The 19,411-nt window shown below is 69.9% G+C and carries 16 protein-coding genes and 2 pseudogenes; 9 read left to right on the top strand and 9 right to left on the bottom strand.

Features of this window, described 5'->3' with window-relative positions; translation table 11 throughout:
• Positions 1-9: 9 nt before the first annotated feature.
• Positions 10-261 (top strand): YciI family protein, encoded by a 252-nt coding sequence (locus BMZ45_RS17175; protein ID WP_091637729.1) that lies wholly within the window; start codon positions 10-12, stop codon positions 259-261.
• A 26-nt stretch (positions 262-287) separates the two neighbouring features.
• Entirely contained in the window at positions 288-1,139 is an 852-nt protein-coding gene (locus BMZ45_RS17180) for an NAD(P)-dependent oxidoreductase (protein ID WP_091637730.1), read from the top strand.
• A gap of 159 nt (positions 1,140-1,298) precedes the next feature.
• Here BMZ45_RS17180 and BMZ45_RS17185 read toward each other — a convergent pair whose 3' ends face one another.
• From BMZ45_RS17185 to radC, 4 genes are all read right to left on the bottom strand, one after another.
• Complete coding sequence (locus tag BMZ45_RS17185; protein ID WP_091637731.1) at positions 1,299-1,715, bottom strand: hypothetical protein; 417 nt, start codon at positions 1,713-1,715, stop codon at positions 1,299-1,301.
• Between the two features lie 586 nt (positions 1,716-2,301).
• Positions 2,302-3,153: an SPOR domain-containing protein gene (locus tag BMZ45_RS17190; RefSeq protein WP_091637732.1), complete on the bottom strand. Its 852-nt coding sequence runs from the start codon at positions 3,151-3,153 to the stop codon at positions 2,302-2,304.
• Complete coding sequence (gene argS / locus BMZ45_RS17195) at positions 3,154-4,842, bottom strand: arginine--tRNA ligase (RefSeq protein ID WP_091637733.1); 1,689 nt, start codon at positions 4,840-4,842, stop codon at positions 3,154-3,156.
• 156 nt (positions 4,843-4,998) lie between these two features.
• A complete protein-coding gene (gene radC, locus BMZ45_RS17200; protein WP_091637734.1) occupies positions 4,999-5,673 on the bottom strand; it encodes a RadC family protein in 675 nt (224 codons plus the stop codon).
• 143 nt (positions 5,674-5,816) lie between these two features.
• On the opposite strand from radC, the pseudogene coaBC reads away from it, so the two are divergent.
• The 3 genes and pseudogenes from coaBC to BMZ45_RS17215 all read left to right on the top strand — a co-directional run bounded on the left by coaBC (position 5,817) and on the right by BMZ45_RS17215 (position 9,823).
• Positions 5,817-7,036, top strand: a pseudogene (coaBC, locus tag BMZ45_RS17205) (bifunctional phosphopantothenoylcysteine decarboxylase/phosphopantothenate--cysteine ligase CoaBC).
• Positions 7,033-7,491, top strand: a complete 459-nt coding sequence (dut, locus tag BMZ45_RS17210; RefSeq protein ID WP_056176804.1) for a dUTP diphosphatase — start codon at positions 7,033-7,035, stop codon at positions 7,489-7,491. The pseudogene coaBC and the gene dut overlap by 4 nt, the downstream one beginning before the upstream one ends.
• A 16-nt stretch (positions 7,492-7,507) precedes the next feature.
• A complete protein-coding gene (locus BMZ45_RS17215) occupies positions 7,508-9,823 on the top strand; it encodes a phosphomannomutase/phosphoglucomutase (protein WP_254776676.1) in 2,316 nt (771 codons plus the stop codon).
• A gap of 126 nt (positions 9,824-9,949) precedes the next feature.
• Here BMZ45_RS17215 and BMZ45_RS21735 read toward each other — a convergent pair whose 3' ends face one another.
• From BMZ45_RS21735 to BMZ45_RS17230, 3 genes are all read right to left on the bottom strand, one after another.
• Positions 9,950-10,603 carry a hypothetical protein gene (locus BMZ45_RS21735; protein ID WP_091637735.1) on the bottom strand — a complete coding sequence of 218 codons (654 nt, stop codon included), beginning with the start codon at positions 10,601-10,603 and terminating at the stop codon, positions 9,950-9,952.
• A gap of 148 nt (positions 10,604-10,751) precedes the next feature.
• Positions 10,752-11,414 carry an orotate phosphoribosyltransferase gene (gene pyrE / locus BMZ45_RS17225; protein WP_091637736.1) on the bottom strand — a complete coding sequence of 221 codons (663 nt, stop codon included), beginning with the start codon at positions 11,412-11,414 and terminating at the stop codon, positions 10,752-10,754.
• 26 nt (positions 11,415-11,440) lie between these two features.
• Complete coding sequence (locus BMZ45_RS17230; RefSeq protein WP_175489129.1) at positions 11,441-11,962, bottom strand: GNAT family N-acetyltransferase; 522 nt, start codon at positions 11,960-11,962, stop codon at positions 11,441-11,443.
• Positions 11,963-12,030: 68 nt separating this feature from the next.
• Here BMZ45_RS17230 and BMZ45_RS17235 point away from each other — a divergent pair, with 68 nt between their 5' ends.
• The 3 genes and pseudogenes from BMZ45_RS17235 to BMZ45_RS17245 form a co-directional block, all read left to right on the top strand.
• On the top strand, positions 12,031-12,804 hold the full coding sequence (locus BMZ45_RS17235) for an exodeoxyribonuclease III (RefSeq protein WP_091637738.1): 774 nt from the start codon (positions 12,031-12,033) through the stop codon (positions 12,802-12,804).
• A gap of 37 nt (positions 12,805-12,841) precedes the next feature.
• Positions 12,842-14,410 (top strand): AmpG family muropeptide MFS transporter, encoded by a 1,569-nt coding sequence (locus BMZ45_RS17240; RefSeq protein ID WP_175489130.1) that lies wholly within the window; start codon positions 12,842-12,844, stop codon positions 14,408-14,410.
• Between the two features lie 74 nt (positions 14,411-14,484).
• Positions 14,485-14,703: pseudogene (locus tag BMZ45_RS17245) on the top strand (hypothetical protein); the annotation flags it as partial.
• A 122-nt stretch (positions 14,704-14,825) separates the two neighbouring features.
• Here the strand turns inward: BMZ45_RS17245 and BMZ45_RS17250 are convergent.
• Together BMZ45_RS17250 and BMZ45_RS17255 are read right to left on the bottom strand one after the other, a co-directional pair.
• Complete coding sequence (locus BMZ45_RS17250) at positions 14,826-15,974, bottom strand: anhydro-N-acetylmuramic acid kinase (protein WP_091637739.1); 1,149 nt, start codon at positions 15,972-15,974, stop codon at positions 14,826-14,828.
• Positions 15,975-15,982: 8 nt separating this feature from the next.
• Positions 15,983-17,422 (bottom strand): peptidoglycan DD-metalloendopeptidase family protein, encoded by a 1,440-nt coding sequence (locus BMZ45_RS17255; RefSeq protein ID WP_091637740.1) that lies wholly within the window; start codon positions 17,420-17,422, stop codon positions 15,983-15,985.
• A gap of 196 nt (positions 17,423-17,618) precedes the next feature.
• On the opposite strand from BMZ45_RS17255, the gene tyrS reads away from it, so the two are divergent.
• The gene (tyrS, locus tag BMZ45_RS17260) at positions 17,619-18,845 is read left to right on the top strand and encodes a tyrosine--tRNA ligase (protein WP_091637741.1); all 1,227 of its coding nucleotides are present in this window, start codon (positions 17,619-17,621) and stop codon (positions 18,843-18,845) included.
• The last annotated feature ends 566 nt before the right edge of the window (positions 18,846-19,411 follow it).

Below are 19,411 nucleotides of genomic sequence, written 5' to 3' on the forward strand. Positions count from 1 at the left end.
AGCGCGGACATGAAGCAGTATCTGGTGCTGGCGATGCGCGAGGCGAACTTCGATGCGGGCGCGATCGAGCCGCACCGCGAGTTCATCGCCGCGCTGCGCGCGCAAGGCCGGCTGGAGCGCTCGGGCGGGTTCTCGGACAAGAGCGGCGGCGCCTATGTGCTGCTGGCGCCGGACCTGGACGCGGCGACCGCGCTGGCGCACACCGATCCGCTGCACCTGACCGGTGCGTCGCGGCTCACGATTTACGAATGGCAGGTCTGAACACCCTCACGGGACGGAAGGTTGAAATGAAAGTCGGATTCATAGGCCTGGGCGCGATGGGCGCGCCGATGGCGCGTTACGTGCACAACCGCGGCCTGCTGACCGCGGTCGGCAATCGCACCCAGGCCAAGGCCGACGCGTTGGCGGCGGAGCTGGACGTGCGCGCGGCGCGCTCGGCGGCCAACTTCGCCGACTGCGACGTGGTCACGCTGTGCGTGTCGCTGGACGCGGACGTGCTGGAGAACGTGGCCGCGCTGGCCGAAGTGCTCAAGGCCGGCGCCGTGGTGGTCGACCACTCGACGGTGGCGGTGGAAACCGCGCGCCGCTGCGCGGCGATGCTGGCCACGCACAACATCGGCTTCATCGACGCGCCGGTGTCCGGCGGCGTCGAAGGCGCGCGCAACGGCAAGCTGTCGGTGATGGCCGGCGGCGACGCCGAGGTGCTGGAACGCGCACGCCCGGCGATCGAGTCCTACGCCGCGCGTATCAGCCACATGGGCGGCACCGGCGCCGGCCAGGCCACCAAGGCGGTCAACCAGGTGCTGGTCGCCGGCATCAACGAGGCGGTCTGCGAAGGCCTGGCGCTGGGCGAGAAGCTGGGCCTGGATCCGGAGCGCCTGTTGCCGACCCTACTGGCCGGCGCGGCCAACAACTGGTTCCTCGACAAGCGCGGCGCGACCATGCTGCGCGACGAGTTCGCGCCCGGCTTCAAGTGCGCGCACATGCTCAAGGACCTGCGCATCGTGCAGGGCATCGCGCGCGACAGCGGCATCCGCACCGCCGTCATCGACCAGGCCCTGGCCGACTACGCCGAGCTGATCGAACGCGGCATGGGCGAGTCGGATACCTCGGCACTGATCGCGATCAAGCGCGGCTGAGCGCGCGACCGGACCGGCAGCGCGCGTTGCGCCGGCTCCCTGTGGGAGCGGCGTAAGCCGCGATGCTGTTGCATTCGCTGCGTGAGCGACGAGCTGCGTTGCGATGGGGCCGCACGATCGCGGCTCACGCCGCTCCCACAGAAGGCAGCGGCGCTACGCTCAGGACGCGGCGGCCTTAACGCGCCGATTGGCCAGGGTCTCGCCGATGGTGGCGCCCAGCCAGGCCGCCAACAGGCTCAGCACGATCGCCGCGCCGTTGTACTTCAGCATCGCCGGCAGCGAAGCCATCGGCGGCGGACTGTCGGGGGCGATCATCGCCACCAGCACGGTCAGGATCGCCAACCACACGATCAGCACCATCAGCACCGCGACCGCACGGAATTTGCGCCGCGCGACCGCGCCGCCGACCGTCATCGCCAACAGCACCATCACGACATCGCCGATCGGCACCCGGCCCAGCGGCGTGTGCAGGATCTGCCCGCCCTCGCTGTTGGCGCCGGCCAGCTGCGCGGCCAGACCGCCCAACAACAGCACGGACAGTGCGGCGATGCAGCCCAGAAGTACGCGTTTGTCCATGCTTCACCCTGCCAGGAACCGGGCGAGTCTACCTCGGCCGCGCCTCAGGCGAAGCGCGCGCTGCGCGGGCTGTGACCGCGCTCGCGCTTGCGCAAGGCGGTGGGCGCAGGCGGTCGCGGCGAACCTGCGCCGCGCCTAAAGCAGATCCCCTGCATTCGCTTTTGCCTAAGGGGGAAGACGAGCGGCGGACGGAGGGCGCGGCGATAACCGCGCCATCGCGGCGGGTAGGGCCCCCGCGACGATGCGGTTCGCCTTCGGCTCACCGCATCCTACGGTGGCGGATCATCGGCGGCGCGTGTGCGGAGTTGGCAGCGGATTGCCTCGATCCGTGCGGCCAGCGGGCATCGCCCTGGCGTTCAGTCGCGCCCGAACCTGCGGTTCGTAAACACGCGCCTTCGGCCATTTGCGAAGGGGAGGCGAGCGTCGAACGTGGGGGGCGGCGGCAACCGCGCCATCGCGGCCGGTCGCGCGCTTGCGACGATGCAGTTCGCCCTTGGCTCACCGCACCGTACGAGGAGACGTTGCGTCCCCACAGCGTGGGGACGAAAGGTCGCAGCGGCCGCGCGGGGCGGCCGGCCGATCCGCTTTACTTGACCTTGATGGCCATGCCCGGCAAACCGCCGCCGGCGAGCTTGCGCTTGGCTTCGGCCAGGTCGCTGGCGGTGCCGTAGGGCCCCATGCGCACGCGGTAGACGGTCTTGCCGCCGATCTGCGCCGATTCCACGCGGGCGCCCAGGCCCAGCAGGGCGATCTTGGCCTTCATTTCCTCGGCCTGGCCGGAGGCCTGGAAGGCGCCGGCCTGGAGCAGGTAGCGGGTGCCGTCGTCGACCGCCGGGGCGGTGCTGGCGGTGGCGTTGGCCGCGGCGGCCGGCGTCGTGGCCGCGCCGGCGTTGTTGGCCGCCGGCGTGCCCGCGACCGGCGTGCCGGTGCCGGCGTCGACCGGCTTGGGCAGCGTGGCGCTGGCGTTGTTGGCGGCGCTGGCATTGGCCGGCGAGGCGGCCGGAGCCGTGCCGGTCTGCGCGGCGGCGGCCTGCGCCGCCTGCTGCTTCTGCTGCTGGGCCAGACGCGCGGCTTCGGCGCGTTCGGTCGCGGCCAGCTCGGCGTCGGTCAGCGGCACTTCCTTGCCCGGAAGCAGGGTGTAGAAGTCGTACTCCGGGCCCTGTTTGGGCGCGTCGGCCGCGGGTTTGGGCTGGCTCGGGCCGGCATCGTTGTTGGGCGCGACGGTTTCGTCCTCGGCCACCGCCACCGGCGCGGGTTGGGCGTCGGGATTGGGCTTGGGACGGAAGAAGCCGTCGCCGTCGGACTTGAGGAACTTCGGCGCCGACAGGATCAGCACCACGCCCAACAGGACGCCCATGACGCCCCAGGCCCAGCCGGGCAGGCCGCCGCCGTTGCCCTGGTTGCGCTTCGCTTGCGATTTGCCACGTCGTGCTGCCACTTACATCACCTCGGGGGCGCTGACGCCCAACAGATCCAGACCGTTCGCCAGCACCTGGCGCGTCGCCGTCGCCAGCGCCAGGCGCGCATTGCGCACGGCGTCGTCGTCGACCAGGAACTGGTGGTCGTTGTAATACGTCTGGAAGGTCTGCGCCAATTCCAGCAGGTAGACCGCGATCTGGTGCGGCTCGAGGTCGCGGCCGGCCGCGGCCACCACGTCGGGGTAGCGCAGCAGGGTGGTCACCAGTTCGTGCGCGGCCTCATCGTCCAGATCCAGCGGCCGGGTCAGGCCCTGCTCCAGGTCGAAGGACAGGCCGCGTTCCTTGAGCTGGCGCATCAGGCCGCACATGCGCGCATGCGAGACCTGCACGTAATAGACCGGGTTGTCCATCGACTGCGAGCGCGCCAGGTCGATGTCGAAGGTCAGCTGCGAATCGGGCTTGCGCGCGATCAGGAACCAGCGCACCGCGTCGCGCCCGGCCTCGTCGATGAGGTCGCGCAGGGTCAGGTAACTGCCGGCGCGCTTGGACAGCTTCACTTCTTCGCCGCCGCGCATCACCGTGACCATCTGGTGCAGCACGTACTCGGGCCAGCCCTGCGGAATCCCGGCGTCCAGCGCCTGCAGGCCGGCGCGCACGCGCGCGAGCGAGCCGTGGTGGTCGGCGCCCAGTTCGGTGATCGCGCGCTCGTAGCCGCGCTGCCACTTGCTGAGGTGGTAGGCGACGTCGGGCACGAAGTAGGTGTAGGTGCCGTCGGACTTGCGCATCACGCGGTCCTTGTCGTCGCCGAAGTCGGTGCTGCGCAGCCACAGCGCGCCGCCTTCCTCGTAGGTGTGGCCGTGCGCGATCAGTTCGCGCACGGTCTCCTCGACCTTGTCGTCGGCGTACAGCGAGCTTTCCAGGAAGTACACGTCGAAGCCGACGCCGTAGGCGGCGAGGTCGCCGTTCTGCTCGCGACGCAGATAGGCCACGGCGAAGCGGCGGATCGCATCGAGATCGTCGGCATCGCCGGCGCCGACCACGCTGTGGCCGTCGACTTCGACGGTGGCGCCGTCGAGATAGGCGCGCGCCACGTCGGCGATGTAGTCGCCGCGGTAGCCGTCCTCGGGCCAGCCTTCGCCGTCCGGGGCGATGCCGCGCGCGCGCGCCTGGGTCGAAATCGCCAGGTTGTTGATCTGCACGCCGGCGTCGTTGTAGTAGAACTCGCGCGCGACGTCCCAGCCGTTGGCGGCCAGCACGCGCGCGATGCAGTCGCCGATCACCGCGGCGCGGCCGTGACCGACGTGCAGCGGGCCGGTCGGGTTGGCCGATACGTATTCGACGCCGGCGCGATGACCGGCGCCGCTGTCGTTGCGGCCGTAGGCGGCGCCGGCGGCCAGCGCCTCGCGCAGCAGGCGGCGCCAGGCCGACTCGGCGACATGGAAGTTGATGAAGCCGGGGCCGGCGATCTCGATGCGCGCGATGTCGCCGTTGGCGGGCAGGGCGTCGACCAGCTTCTGCGCGATCTCGCGCGGATTGGCGCGCGCGGGCTTGGACAACAGCATCGCGGCGTTGGTCGAGAAGTCGCCTTGGGCGCGGGTCTTGGGACGTTCGATCACGAAATCGGGCGTCGCCAGCTCGGCCGGCAGGGTGCCGGCGGCGCGCAACGCATCGATGGCCTGCGCGACCAGCGCGCGGAGATGGGTTTTCACGGGGATTCTGCGGGGTGCTGCGGATCGGCCATTGTACGCGAGGGCGGCCGCGCGGGCGGGCCGGCGACGCCGCCGCGACGCCGCGACGCCGCCGCGACGGCTTGCGCGCCGGCGCGCGCTTCGCCGGGGCCGCACGGCCGCGGCCGGGCGCGGCCTTCAGAGCAGGCCGCGCGCCGCCATCGACACCGGCGGCCCGTCGGCGATCACGAAGTGGTCGAGCAGGCGGATGTCGACCAGGTCCAGGGCGTGGCGGAGGCGCGCGGTCACGGCGCGGTCGGCGCCGCTGGGTTCGGGATTGCCGCTGGGGTGGTTGTGGCCGACGATCACCGCGGCGGCGTTGTGCGCCAGTGCGCGCCGGACCACCTCGCGCGGGTGCACTTCGGCGCCGTCGATGGTGCCGCGGAACAGCTCCTCGAACGCGATCGCGCGGTGGCTGGCGTCCAGGAACAGGGCCGCGAACACCTCGTGCGACAGCCCGCGCAGGCGCTGGGCGAAGTAGCGCCCGGCCGCGCCGGGGTCGGCCAGGGCCTCGCCGCGCTCCAGCTGGGCCGACAGATGCCGGTTGGCCAGCTCCAGCGCGGCCACCAGGGTGCAGGCGCGCGCCGGGCCCAGGCCGGGCAGGCGCAGCAGCTGGGTGGGGCTGCATTCGAGCAGGGCGCGCAGCGGGCCGTGCGCGTTCAGCAAGCCGCGCGCGGTGGCGACCGCGTCGTGCCCGCGCAGGCCGGAGCCGAGGAAGATCGCCAGCAGTTCGGCGTCCGAAAGCGAGCGGGCGCCGCGCGCCAGGAGTTTTTCGCGGGGCCGTTCCGCGCTGGGCCATTCTTGGATACGCATGGCCGCAGCTTGCTCCGGAGCGTGATGCCTGCCGATCGGGCGTTACGGATGCATCGGGTAAGCTAGGGCCCCGTTCCGGCGTGGGAATTCCCTTACGGGCCGCTGCCGGAGCCGCACCGCCGCACCAGGACATTCAGCCGAACATGGCACTAGACGCGCCACCCACCCTGCAAGGCCAGCACGTGCTGCTTTGCGTCTGCGGCGGCATCGCCGCCTACAAGGCCGCCGAGCTGGTGCGCCGCCTGCGCGATGCCGGCGCCGACGTGCGCGTGGCCATGACCGAGAACGCGACCCGTTTCGTCGGCACCGCGACCTTCCAGGCCCTGTCCGGCCAGCCCGTGCGCACCTCCTTGTGGGACGCGCAGGCGGAAGCCTCGATGGGCCATATCGAACTGGCGCGCTGGGCCCAGCGCGTGCTGATCGCGCCGGCCACCGCCGACATGATCGCCAAGCTGGCGCACGGCTTCGCCGACGATCTGATCACCACCCTGTGCCTGGCCACCGACGCGCCGCTGACGGTGGCGCCGGCGATGAACCACCGCATGTGGGCGCATCCGGCCACTCAGGCCAACGTGGCCACCCTGCGCGCGCGCGGCGTGCGCCTGCTGGGGCCGATGGACGGCCCGATGGCCGAGCCCGAATCCGGCCCCGGCCGCCTGATGGAACCCGACGACATCGTCGCCGCGCTCGCGCAGGTGAGGGCATGAGCGCGGCCAGCCTGCAGGGCCTGCGCCTGCTGATCAGCGCCGGTCCGACCTACGAGGACATCGATCCGGTGCGTTTCATCGGTAACCGCAGCAGCGGCAAGATGGGCTTCGCGATCGCCGAGGCCGCGGCGCGGCGCGGCGCGCAGGTCCGCCTGGTCGCCGGCCCGGTGTCGCTGCCGACGCCGGCCGGGGTCGCGCGCACCGACGTGCGTTCGGCCGCGCAGATGCGCGAGGCGGTGCTGGCGGGCCTGCCGGTCGACGCCTACATCGGCGCGGCCGCGGTCGCCGACTACACCCCGGCGCAGGTCGCGCCGGGCAAGATCAAGAAGAACGAAGCGCGTTTCGCGCTGGAACTGGTGCGCACGCCCGACATCCTGGCCGAGGTCGCCGTGCACGCCGCGCGCCCGCGCCTGGTGGTGGGCTTCGCCGCCGAGACCGACGACGTCGAACGCTACGCGCGCGGCAAGCTCGAAAAGAAAAAGCTGGACCTGATCGCCGCCAATCGCGTCGGCGTGCCCGGCAGCGGTTTCGAGAGCGACGACAATGCCCTGACCGTGTACTGGGCCGGCGGCGAACGCGCGCTAGGCCCCGCCCCCAAGACCCGGCTGGCCGACGAGCTGCTGGACCTGATCGCGCAACGCCTGCGGACCGCATGAACCACACTCTCGAACTCAAGATCCTCGACCCGCGCTTCGGCGACGAATGGCCGCTGCCGCAATACGCCACCGCCGCCAGCGCCGGCCTGGACCTGCGCGCGGCGCTGGATCAGTCGCTGGTGCTGCATCCGGGCGATACCGCGCTGGTGCCCTCGGGCCTGGCCATCCACCTCGGCGACCCGACGTTGTGCGCGGTGATCCTGCCGCGATCGGGCCTGGGTCACAAAAACGGGATCGTGCTGGGCAACGGCACCGGCCTGATCGACGCGGACTACCAGGGGCCTTTGCTGATCAGCGTGTGGAATCGCGGGCGCGAGGCTTTTACGATGCAGCCGGGGGATCGCATCGCGCAGCTGGTCGTGCTTCCGATCGTACGGGCGACGCTGCAGGTGGTCGACGAATTCGAATCCAGTGCGCGCGGGGCCGGCGGCTTCGGCCACACCGGCGTGCGCTGATCAAAGGAACGGAACGATGGTGGATCTGAAGATGGAACGGCCCAAGCTGTCGGCCGAGCAACTCAAACCGCTACGCCCGGTCGCGATCGTGCTGTGCGCGCTGTTGGCGGCCTGGTTCGCCTGGAGCGGCTGGCAGCAGCATCGCGACAACGCGCGCCGCAGCGGGATCGAGCGCGCGCGCGACGCGGCGATCGAAGCCGCCAAGACCGGCCTGGCCGCCGAACTCAAGCGTCTGGACGAACGCCTGGCCTCGGCGCCGGTGCAGACCGCGCTGGGCGCGGGCGATCTGGCCGCGGCCGCGCGCGAACTGGGCAAGGACTGGCCCGGCGCCAGCGACGCCGTGGTCCTGCGCAGCGATCTGACCGCCGAATACGCCGCCCTGCCCAAGGGCGGCTACGGTCGTCTGGCCGCGATGGAAGCGGCGATCGCCAACGACAAGCCGGTGGCCTGGATCGCGCGCGACGGCGCCCAGCCCAGCCTGGCCCTGGCCGCGCCCGCGCGCGCCGGGCAGCAGGCGGTCGGCGTGGCCTTCCTGCGCCTGCCGCTGCAGCGCGTGAGCCAGGGCATCGAAGGCGCCTCGGTCTCCAGCGACACCTACCTGGCCTTGCGTCAGGGCGGCTACAGCGTGATCGAGCGCGGCGACACCTCGCTCGCCGACGGCGCCGAAGCGCTCGCGGCCAAGATTCCCGACAGCGACCTGCGCGTCGCCGCCGCCATTCCCGACATCGCCGGCGGCCCGCTCGGCCTGGGCGCGATCGGCTGCTTCGGCGCCGCCGCGATCCTGGCGCTGTTGGCGCTGATGGCCTGGCGCGCGCCCAAGCGGCGCCGCGGCGCCGCGGTCGCCACCGAAGAAGAAGGTCCGTCGCAGACCCTGTCCGAAGCGATGGAGCAACAGCCGGCGCCGCCGCCGATCGAACTGCCGGTCGACGTCAAATCGCCGCTGCCGGCCAAGGCGGTCGCGATCGACCGCAGCATCTTCCGCGCCTACGACGTGCGCGGCATCGTCGGCAAAACCCTGGACGCCGGCGTCGCCGAACTGATCGGCCACTCGGTCGGTTCGCTGATGCACGAGCAGGGCCTGACCGACATCGTGGTCGGCCGCGACGGCCGCCTGTCCGGCCCGGCCATGGTCGAAGGCCTGATCGCCGGCCTGCGCAAGGCCGGCCGCAACGTGATCGACATCGGCATGGCGCCGACGCCGGTGATCTACTTCGGCGCCTATCACCTGCGCGCCGGTTCCTGCATCTCGGTCACCGGCAGCCACAATCCGCCCGACTACAACGGCTTCAAGATCGTGGTCGGCGGCGAAACCCTGTCCGGCGACGCGATCACCGATCTGTACGCGCGCATCGCCGACGACCGCCTGCACCTGGGCGATCTGGGCTCGCTGTCCGAGCGCGACATCGGCGAGGACTACGTCCAGCGCATCGCCTCGGACGTGCAGATCGACCGCCCGCTCAAGGTCGTGGTCGACGCCGGCAACGGCGTGGCCGGCGACATCGGCCCGCGCGTGCTCACCGCGATCGGCGCCGAGGTCACGCCGCTGTACTGCGACATCGACGGCACCTTCCCCAACCACCATCCGGATCCGAGCGAGCCGCACAATCTGGCCGACCTGATCAAGATGGTGCAGCGCCTGGACGCCGACCTGGGCGTGGCCTTCGACGGCGACGGCGACCGCCTGGGCGTGGTCACCCGCGACGGCCAGAACATCTTCCCCGACCGCCTGCTGATGCTGTTCGCCGCCGACGTGCTGGAACGCAACCCGGGCGCGATGATCATCTACGACGTCAAGTGCACCGGCCGCCTGCCCGGCCAGATCCTGCGCCACGGCGGCAGCCCGCTGATGTGGAAGACCGGGCATTCGCTGATCAAGGCCAAGATGCGCGAGACCGACGCCGAGCTGGCCGGCGAGATGAGCGGCCACTTCTTCTTCAAGGAGCGCTGGTTCGGTTTCGACGACGGCATCTACGCCGCCGCGCGCCTGCTCGAAATCCTGGCCGCGCGTCCGCAAAGCGCCAGCGAAACCCTGTCCGCGCTGCCCGACGGCGTGTCCACGCCGGAGATCAAGGTCGACGCGCCCGACGGCGACCCGCACACCTTCGTCGACCGTTTCCTGCAGCAGGCCCAGTTCGAGGGCGCGCGCCTGTCGACCATCGACGGCCTGCGTGTGGACTACGCCGACGGCTGGGGCCTGGTGCGCGCCTCCAACACCACGCCGGTGCTGGTGCTGCGCTTCGACGCCGACTCGCGCGAGTCGCTGGGCCGCATCCAGGCCGCGTTCCGCTCGCAGCTGCTGGCGGTGGATCCCACGCTCAACCTGCCGTTCTGATCGGTGCCGGCCTCGCGCCGGCATTGCCGCAAAAAAAACGACCGGCTCTGGCCGGTCGTTTTGTTTTCAGTGCCGCGCGATCCGCAAGCTTGCGCGCAGGCTACTCGCGCTTCGCGCGAGCTTCGTTCAACCGCCCGCACGCGCCGCCTCGGCGGCCTTCATGCTGTTGTAGCGCTGCAGCGCCGCGTTCAGATCCTCGTCGATCGAGGCGCGCTCGGTTTTCTGTTGGGCCAGGATGCTCTGTTGGCGCAGCAGTTCGGCGTGCTGGTTGCGGATGTTCTCGGACAGGCCGCCGCCGACCGGCTTGCCGCTGAGTTCGTTCTCGCCGGCTTTGCGCAGCAGGCTCAGCAGGCTCTGGCGACGGCCTTCGACGCCCAGCTGCGAGGCTTTCACGGTCTCGTCCATCACCGCGATGCGTTCCTGGAACGCGCGCCGCAGGTCGGCCTCGGTGGCGTAGGACTGGGCCATGGCGATGTCGCGGCGGGCCTTGGCCTCTTCGGCCATGGCGGCGATGCGCGCGGTTTCGGCCTGGGCGGCGGCGGCGGCGCGCTCCTCGGCGGTCAGGGCGCGGCCGACCTGGGCGGTGGCCAGGCCGCTCTTGGCGCTGAACTCGGTGCGCGCGCTGTCGACCGCGCTGGCCGGCAGGGCGTCGCCGCAGACCTTGCGGCCGTTCTCGTTCCAGCAGTAGAGCTTCTTCTTCGGCGCGTCCTGGGCGACCGCGACGGTGGCGGTCAGCGCCAGCAGCACGGCGCCGGTCAGCAGCGAGTGGATCTTGTTCATGTCGGCTCCCTGCCATCGCGATGCATGGGTCATGGGACAGAACTGACGCAAGAGTCGGGCCATCTGAGCACCTTGAGCGTGCAACCGGCGTCACGATTCCATCAACGGATCCGGCCGGGCGCACCCGGCCAGCCGCGTACCGCGGAATTCAGGCCCCGGCGTGGCTGCCATAACGCTCGCGGTAGTCGAGCAAGCGCGCGCGCTGGGCGCCGAATTCGGCGCTTTCGCCGGTGAAGGCCAGCAGGTCGGCCAGGCTGGCGACCGCGATCACCGGCAGGCCTTGTTCGATTGCGACAGTTTCTGCCGCCGAGCGTCGCGATGTGGCCGGGTCGACGGCTTCCTGGCGGTCCAGCGCGATCACGATGCCGGCCGCGCTGCCGCCGGCCTCGGCGATGATCGCCAGCGCTTCGCGGATCGCGGTGCCGGCGGTGATCACGTCGTCGACGATCAAGACCCGGCGCCCGGCCAGCGGCGCGCCGATCAGACTGCCGCCCTCGCCGTGGGTCTTGGCTTCCTTGCGGTTGAACGCCAGCGGCAGGTCGCGGCCGCGGCGCGCGTACTCGCAGGCCAGCGCGGTCGCCAGCGGGATGCCCTTGTAGGCGGGCCCGAACAGCAGGTCGAAGCCCAGACCGTGGGCGTCGATGGCGTCGGCGTAGCAGCCGGCCAGTTCGGCCAGCGCGGCGCCGGAGTCGAAGCGGCCGGCGTTGAAGAAATAGGGGCTGCTGCGACCCGACTTGAGGGTGAATTCGCCGAAACGCAGGGCGTCGGCGCGCAGGGCGAGCTGAAGGAAGCGGGAGCGATGGTCGGTCATGGGGCGTGCGGGTGGGGGCGTGGGGATCAATCGGTGACGGCCGGCTGCAGCCGGCGCAGCATCAGGTGCTGCGGGCCGGCGGCGCCGCCCAGGAACAGTTCGCCGGTGTCGACGAAGCCGGAGCGCCGGTAGGCGGCGATCGCGGCCAGGTTGCGGCAGTTGACGGTCAGGGCCAGCAGCCGGCGTTGCGGATGACGTCGGCGCAGGTCCTCGCAGCAGGCGTCCATGGCGCGCGCGCCGTAGCCGCGGCCCTGGCGTTGGCGGTCGATCACCACCGCGCGCAGGCCCACGCTGGGCTCGTCGAAGGCGCGCCCGCCGACCGCGGCCGGATGGAAATCCAGGCGGTAGAAGCCGACCACCTCGTCGTCGGCCAGCACCGCCATGGCCTCGCTGTCGGGGTCGCGGCGGGTGTCGTCGAGGTTGAAGGCGGTGTCGCCGACGAACTGCAGCTGCTCGGGCGCCACCTGCAGCGCGCGCACCGCATCGGCCAGGCGGTCGTCGACGGGGACGACGCGGACGATCGCGGTCGCGGCAGGGGCGGAAGGCATGCGGGCATGATAGGCCACCGGCGCCCGGGCCATTGCTATGATCGCCCGCATCACGCTCGGGAGTGCGCATGCGCATCATCAGCTTCAACGCCAACGGCCTGCGCTCGGCGGCCACCAAGGGCTTCTTCGACTGGTTCCGCACTCAGAACGCGGACGTGCTGTGCATCCAGGAAACCAAGGCCCAGGAGCACCAGCTCACCGGCCCGGCCTTCCTGCCCGAGGGCTACCGCGCCTACTTCCGCGACGCGATCACCAAGAAGGGATACAGCGGCGTCGCCATATATTCCAAGCGCGAGCCCGACGAGGTTCGCACCGCGATGGGTTGGGCGCCGTTCGACGACGAAGGCCGCTACATCGAGGCCCGTTACGGCAATCTCAGCGTGGTCTCGTTCTATATCCCGTCCGGTTCCTCGGGCGAGCTGCGCCAGGGCTTCAAGTTCGAGGTCATGGACTGGCTCAAGCCCAAGCTCGACGAATGGCTGCGCAGCGGCCGCGAGTACGTGCTGTGCGGCGACTGGAACATCGTGCGCAGCCGCCTGGACATCAAGAACTGGACCAGCAACCAGAAGAACTCCGGCTGCCTGCCGCCCGAGCGCGAATGGCTGAACGGCGTATGCGCCGACGACGAGGGCTGGGTCGATACCTATCGCGCGCTGCGCCCCGAGGGTCAGGACTACACCTGGTGGAGCAACCGCGGCGGCGCGCGCGGCAACGACGTGGGTTGGCGCATCGACTACCAGCTGGCCACGCCGGGCCTGCGCGAGCGCCTGCGCGCCTGCGCGATCCAGAAGGAACCGCGCTTCTCCGACCACGCGCCGTTCATCGTCGACTATGAGCTCTGAGGCCGCAGCGGCGAAGCCGCGCCCCGGCTGGCGGCAGGTGCTGAAAAGCCTGCGCGAGCCCAAGGTGCTGGCGATGCTGTTGCTGGGCTTCAGCTCGGGCATTCCGATCTACCTGGTCGGCAACACGCTCGGGTTCTGGATGCGCGAGAACGCGATCGAGCTGTCGACGATCGGCTTCCTGTCCTGGGTCGGCCTGGCCTACTCGCTGAAGTTCCTGTGGGCGCCGCTGGTCGACAAGACCGACGCGCCGCTGTTCGGGCGCTGGCTCGGCCGTCGCCGCGGCTGGATGCTGCTGACCCAGATCGTCGCCAGTGCCGCGCTGCTGGGCATGGCCCTGGTCGAGCCGCACAAAGGGCAGTTGATGCTGGGCGGGGTGGCGTTGAACCACCTGCTGGTGTTCGGTGTGTTGGCGCTGGTGGTGGCGTTCGCCTCGGCGACCCAGGACATCGTGATCGACGCCTGGCGCATCGAGAGCGCCGACAACAACGAGGAGCAGGGCCTGCTGACCGCCAGCGGCGCGCTGGGCTACCGCACCGCGCTGTTGGTCACCGATTCGCTGATCCTGATCCTGGCCGCGCGCGTGGGCTGGTCGGTGTCCTACGAGATCATGGCCTTGCTGCTGGGCGTGGGCATGGCGGCGGTGTTCCTGGCGCGCGAATCGACCCGCTCGGTCGCGCAGCCCGTGCTGGAGATCGTCGATGCCGAGCAGGCCAAGCTCGGCGTGTCGGACGCGATGGTGCTGCGCTGGGTCGCGGCGCTGGCGCTCGGCGTGCTCGCGGTGGCGTACGAAGTCGCCAAACACAATTTCTGGGACGCCGCGTGGGGCTATCAGGACGCCGTGTTCGCCGTCGGCGTGACGCTGGCGCTATGGCTGTTGATGCGCCGCCCCAAGGACGGCAGGCCGGTGCCCGAGGCGACCTGGACCCGGCCGTTGGTGGGGCCGCTGCTGCGCTTTTTCGACGCGGTGGTCGGACCCTTGCTGATGTTCCTGCGCACCCACGGACAGTGGGCGCTGCTGATGCTGCTGGCGATCAGCCTGTACCGGCTGCCCGACTTCGTGTTCGGGCCGATGGCCAACCCGTTCTACGCCGATCTGGGCCTGGCCAAGGAAACCGTCGGCGCGGTGCGCGGTTCGGTCGGCACCGTCGCGACCATCGTCGGCATCGCCGCCGCGGGGCTGAGCGCGATCCGCTTCGGCTTCGTCCCGACCCTGCTGGTGGGCGCGGTGCTGGGCCCGGGCTCCAATCTGGCCTACGCCTACCTGGCCATGCACGGCAGCGATCCGACCGTGTTCGCGATCGTCATGGCGATCGACAACTTCAGCAACGGCTACGCCGGCGTGGCCCTGGTGGGCTACATGTCCAGCCTGACCAGCGTCGGCTACACCGCCACCCAATACGCCCTGCTCAGTTCGTTCTATGCCATGCCCGGCAAATTCCTCAAGGGCCTGTCCGGCGTGGCGGTGGAGCACCTGGAAACCGGGCGCACCCTGCTGGAAGCCTATTCGCTGTTCTTCGTCGGCACCGCTCTGATCGGCATCCCGGCCTTGCTGTTGTGCCTGATCCTGGTCATGCGGCGTCCGGTCGCGGCCCCGGTGGCGGCCTGAACGTGAGCGACGGCGCTCACGATTCGCCGACGTTCATGCACAAAAGCAGGGGTTTGCTGAGGTAGAGTCACGAAATGACCGATATCGTCCTGCACAACATCGATCCGGTGCTGGCCGAACGCATCCGCCGGGTCGCCGAGGCCCGCAACTGGGCCCCGGATCAGACCCTGATGCACCTGCTCGAGCACGGTCTGTTCGCCTGCGAGACCGAACTGGCCGCGCGTTTCAGCGATACCGACGCCAACGCCTTGCAAGCCGCGATCGCGGCTTTGGAGAGCGTGCCCAGCGATCCGGGCTATTCGCTGATCGGACGCGCCCCGCGTCCGGTCGACGAGGGCGATTGGGGCCACCAGGGCACCAGCCAGATCGACGCCGACCTGCAGCGACTGATCGACCAGGTGCCGGCCGGCAAGAATCAGGCCGGGTAAACCACCCCGAGCACGCGCGGCCCGCGCGCGCCGGTCACGCTGGGCAGATTGCCCGGCAGCCCGGCCAGGGTCTGCCGCGCCAGCCAGGCGAAGGCCATGGCTTCGACGAAATCCGGATCCAGGCCGTACACGGCGGTGGACTCCACGACCGTATCCGGCAGTTGCGCGCCGATCGCGCGCAGCAGCTGCGCGTTGCGCACCCCGCCGCCGCAGACCAGCACCCGCCGGGTGGCCGGCTGCTGCGCGCGCAGGGCGTCGGCGATGGTGATCGCGCTGAGTTCCAGCAGGGTCGCCTGCACGTCCTCGGGGCGCTCGCCGCCGCTCAGGCGCGCGCGCACCCAGTCGAGGTGGAAATGCTCGCGGCCGGTGCTCTTGGGCGGCGGCAGGGCGAACCAGGGCTCGTCCAGCAAGCGCGTCAGCAGCTCCGGATCGGCCTCGCCCTGCGCCGCGTAGCCGCCGTCGGCGTCGTAGGCGCCGCCGCGGTGCAGCAGGTGCCAGGCGTCCATCAGACAGTTGGCCGGGCCGGTGTCGAAGCCGCGCACCGGGCCGTCCGCCGGCAGCAGGGTGTAGTTGGCGATGCCGCCCAGGTTCAGGACCGCGCGGTCCTCGTCGGGCGAGTGCAGCAGGGCGGCGTGGAAGGCCGGCACCAGCGGGGCGCCGTGGCCGCCGGCGGCGACGTCGCGGCGGCGGAAGTCCGCGACCGTGGCGATGCCGCAGCGCTCGGCGATGCGGTGGCCGTCGCCGAGCTGCCAGGTGAAGGGGTGGCGGCCGTCGTAGTAGGCGCCCTCGGGACGATGGCGCACGGTCTGGCCGTGCGAGCCGATCGCGCGCACGTCGTCCGCGCCGACCCCGGCCTCCGCCAGCAGCGCCCGCGCCGACTCGGCGAAGGCCTCGGCGATCTGCACGTCCAGGGTGCCCAGTTCTTCCAGCGACTGCGCGTCGCCGCCCTGGCCCAGCACCACCAGGCGCGCGCGTAGCGCATCGGTCCAGGCATAGGTGCGGCCCAGCACGAGCTCGCAATGCGGCGATCGGGCGGCGTCGAAACGCACCAGCGCGGCGTCGATGCCGTCGGCGCTGGTACCGGAGATCAAACCGACGAACAGCCCCGCGGCGGGGGCCTGCGCATTGTCGGGCACTGCAGGCCTCAGGCCTTGGTCTTCTTCTTGGGCGCCAGCGCGCGCGACATCGGCGACACCGTCGGGGTGGCGTCGGCGTAGATGATGTTCTCGACCTGGCGGATACGCGCCAGCGCCACGCCGGTCTGCGAGCGGAACTGCGCCAGCGGGGCGCCGCTCAGCGGCTCCGGCGGCGGCATCGTGATCGACAGCGGATTGCGGTGCACGCCGTTGACGCGGAATTCGTAATGCAGGTGCGGGCCGGTCGACATGCCGGTGGAACCGACGTAGCCGATCACCGTGCCCTGGGCGATGCGCTGGCCCGGACGGATCTTGCCGATGCGCGACATGTGCCCGTACAGGGTGGTGTAGCCGCGGCCGTGGTCCAGCACCACCGCGTTGCCGTAACCGCCCATCCAGCCGGCCGATTTCACCCGCGCGTCGCCGGCGGCCATGATCGGGGTGCCGCTGCCGGCCGCGTAGTCCACGCCCTTGTGCATGCGCATGCGGCCCAGCACCGGGTGGCGGCGCGCGCCGAAGCCCGAGCTCAGGCGCGCGTACGGAATCGGCATACGGATGAAGCTCTTCTTCAGCGGGCGGCCGTCGCCGGTGAAGTACTCGGCCTTGCCGTCGCGCTCGAAGCGGAAACCGGTGTGCAGCTTGCCGTCGCTGGTGAAGGTGGCCGCCAGCACCGGACCGGTGTTGACCAGCTCGCCCTCGCGCCAGGTCTGCTCGACCACCACGCTGAAACGATCGTTGGCGCCGACGTCTTCGTTGAAGTCGATGTCGTACTTGAAGATGTCGTCGGTGAGCGTGCGGATGTTGTTCGGGGTCAGGCCGACCTTGCGCGCCGAACGGAACAACGAGGAGCCGACCTTGCCGCTGAGCACCACGGTGCGGGTTTCGCTGGGGCGCGCGATCACCTTCTGGTAGATCTTGCCGCCGTCCAGCTTCAGTTCGACCTGATGGCTGTCGTCGCGGTCGTAGCGGAAGCTGCGCAGCGAGCCGTTGACCGGCATGTCGAAGGCCAGCTCGGTGCCCGGCTTCATCCGGGTCAGCGCCTGCTTGGCGCCCGGCTGCTCGAGAATCTGCTGCATGGTCGAGGACGGGATGTTCAACTGCTTGAACACCGCGCCCAGGGTCTGGCCGCGGTCGACGCGCACCAGCTGCCAGCTGTCGCCGATCTGACCCTTCGCGCGCGCCAACGGCAGCGGCGGCAGGGCCAGCGCCAGTGACTGGCGCGCGGCGTGCAAAGGCTTGGCGTTGCCGGGGCTGCTGAAGCCCGGCACGATCGCCAGCACCAGCATGCCCATGGTCGCGAACAGGCTGGCCTGCACCCACTGACGGCGCGACCAACGACCATTGAATCCATCGGAAATATGACGTGCCAGCACCGGGCGGTGCAGAGCGGCCTCACGCAGTGCCTTCAGGCGTTCGCGCCGGTCCGTACCGGAATCGGGTGCGGTCATCGATGGAATCCCCTGCGAAAGGTGTGAAGGCTGTGTAGCGGCGTTACCATAGTCATGCGAGCAACGTGCGTCAAACCCTTGACCTGAATAGGGTTTTTGTCCGCCAGACAATGCGGTAACGTTTAACTCCTTGTTAACTCCATTCATTGACCGCGGTCGCATTCCGGCGCCCGCGTCCGCCAGCCGAGTCCCTCCTTTGTCCGCTCCCAGCCCCGCCTCCGTCCAAGACGCCCTCGACCTGATCCGCCGCGGCACCGACGAGATCCTCAAGCTCGACGAGCTCGAGGCCCGTCTCAAGCTCGGCCGCCCCCTGCGGATCAAGGCCGGCTTCGACCCGACCGCGCCCGACCTGCACATCGGCCATACGGTCCTGCTCAACAAGATGCGCCAGTTCCAGGACCTGGGGCATCAGGTGATCTTTTTGATCGGCGATTTCACCGGAATGATCGGCGACCCGACCGGCAAGAACGTCACCCGCAAACCGCTGACCCGCGAGGACGTGCTGGCCAACGCCCAGACCTACGCCGACCAGGTGTTCAAGGTGCTGGATCGCGACAAGACCGAGGTCCGTTTCAACTCCGAATGGTTCGGCAAGATGAGCGCGGCCGACATGATCCGTCTGGCCGGTCAGCACACGGTCGCGCGCATGCTCGAACGCGACGATTTCGCCAAGCGCTATGCGGCCCAGCAATCGATCGCGATCCACGAGTTCCTGTATCCGCTGGTGCAGGGCTACGACTCGGTCGCGCTGGAGTGCGACGTCGAGCTCGGCGGCACCGATCAGAAGTTCAACCTGCTGATGGGCCGCGGCCTGCAGGAGCACCACGGCCAGCCGGCCCAGATCGTGCTGACCATGCCCCTGCTGGAAGGCCTGGACGGCGTCAACAAGATGTCCAAGTCGCTGGGCAACTACATCGGCATCAACGAGCCGGCGATCGACATCGTCACCAAGACCATGAAGATTGACGACGTGCTGATGTGGCGCTGGATCGACCTGCTCAGTTTCGACATCTCGATCGCCGATGCCGCGCGTTTCAAGGCCGAAATCGAGGCCGGAACGCTCAATCCGCGCGATCTCAAGCTGCGTCTGGCGCGCGAGCTGGCGGCGCGTTTCCACGGCGCGGACGCGGCCGAAACCGCGGTCGCGGGCTGGAATGCGGCCGTGCGCGGCGAGGGCGACACCGCCTCCCTGCCCTTGACCGATGTGGTCGTGCCGGCCGAAGGCCTGCGCATCGCCGCCTTGTTGACCGCGGCCGGGCTCACGCCCAGCAATTCCGAAGCCAACCGCAAGCTCAAGGAGCGCGCGGTGCGCATCGACGGCGAGCTCGTCGAGGACGCGCAACACGTGTATGCGCCCGGTTTCGAAGGCGTGCTCGCGGTCGGCAAGCGCACCTTTGCGCGCGTGCGCCTGATCGCCGGCTGAGGCCGGCGAAAAAACTTTCGCAAAAATCCGCTTTCGGGCTTCCCAAATCCGTTGTGCATGTGCACAATGCGCGCCCCGCCAAGCTGCATTGATTGAGCACGGCGGGGCGGATCGAAAGCGGCATCGAAAACGGTTGACGGATTCGGAGGCTGCTGTAAGATGCGCGGCCCACCAGACGGGACGGCTTCAGGGCCTGAACGGAACGGCGGGAAGCGGTAGAAAAAAGGTTTCGCAGGGTGTTGACGGTCGCGAAATCTGCTGTAAGATGTGCGGCTCCCTCGGGCACTTTGGTGACGAGGTCGGAACAAGGCGCTGAGGCCAGTTCCTATGATCTTTGACAGTGTGCGCAGGTGACTTGTGCGGGCGTCTGGCCGGTGGTGTTAGTCCATCAGCAGACGTTCGTAACAGAGTCCAAATGAAGCAAGAAAGCATGCAAATGCGAGTAAACGTGTAATTCGGGCTCAGGAGCGACGACTGCACTCAAAGCATTAGATTGGTACTTCGGTACTGGTCGAAAATTTAAGTGAAGAGTTTGATCCTGGCTCAGAGTGAACGCTGGCGGCAGG

Source organism: Lysobacter sp. cf310, from assembly GCF_900114355.1.
In the GTDB taxonomy this organism is placed as follows: domain Bacteria; phylum Pseudomonadota; class Gammaproteobacteria; order Xanthomonadales; family Xanthomonadaceae; genus Lysobacter.

Excerpts from the sequence above, each read along its gene's own strand:
- BMZ45_RS17255 (WP_091637740.1), bottom strand. The coding sequence starts at position 17,422 with ATGACCGCACCCGATTCCGGTACGGACCGGCGCGAACGCCTGAAGGCA.
- dut (WP_056176804.1), top strand. The coding sequence starts at position 7,033 with ATGAACCACACTCTCGAACTCAAGATCCTCGACCCGCGCTTCGGCGAC.
- BMZ45_RS17175 (WP_091637729.1), top strand. The coding sequence starts at position 10 with ATGAAGCAGTATCTGGTGCTGGCGATGCGCGAGGCGAACTTCGATGCG.
- BMZ45_RS17185 (WP_091637731.1), bottom strand. The coding sequence starts at position 1,715 with ATGGACAAACGCGTACTTCTGGGCTGCATCGCCGCACTGTCCGTGCTG.
- pyrE (WP_091637736.1), bottom strand. The coding sequence starts at position 11,414 with ATGACCGACCATCGCTCCCGCTTCCTTCAGCTCGCCCTGCGCGCCGAC.
- BMZ45_RS17235 (WP_091637738.1), top strand. The coding sequence starts at position 12,031 with ATGCGCATCATCAGCTTCAACGCCAACGGCCTGCGCTCGGCGGCCACC.
- BMZ45_RS17180 (WP_091637730.1), top strand. The coding sequence starts at position 288 with ATGAAAGTCGGATTCATAGGCCTGGGCGCGATGGGCGCGCCGATGGCG.
- BMZ45_RS17215 (WP_254776676.1), top strand. The coding sequence starts at position 7,508 with ATGGTGGATCTGAAGATGGAACGGCCCAAGCTGTCGGCCGAGCAACTC.
- BMZ45_RS21735 (WP_091637735.1), bottom strand. The coding sequence starts at position 10,603 with ATGAACAAGATCCACTCGCTGCTGACCGGCGCCGTGCTGCTGGCGCTG.
- radC (WP_091637734.1), bottom strand. The coding sequence starts at position 5,673 with ATGCGTATCCAAGAATGGCCCAGCGCGGAACGGCCCCGCGAAAAACTC.
- BMZ45_RS17230 (WP_175489129.1), bottom strand. The coding sequence starts at position 11,962 with ATGCCTTCCGCCCCTGCCGCGACCGCGATCGTCCGCGTCGTCCCCGTC.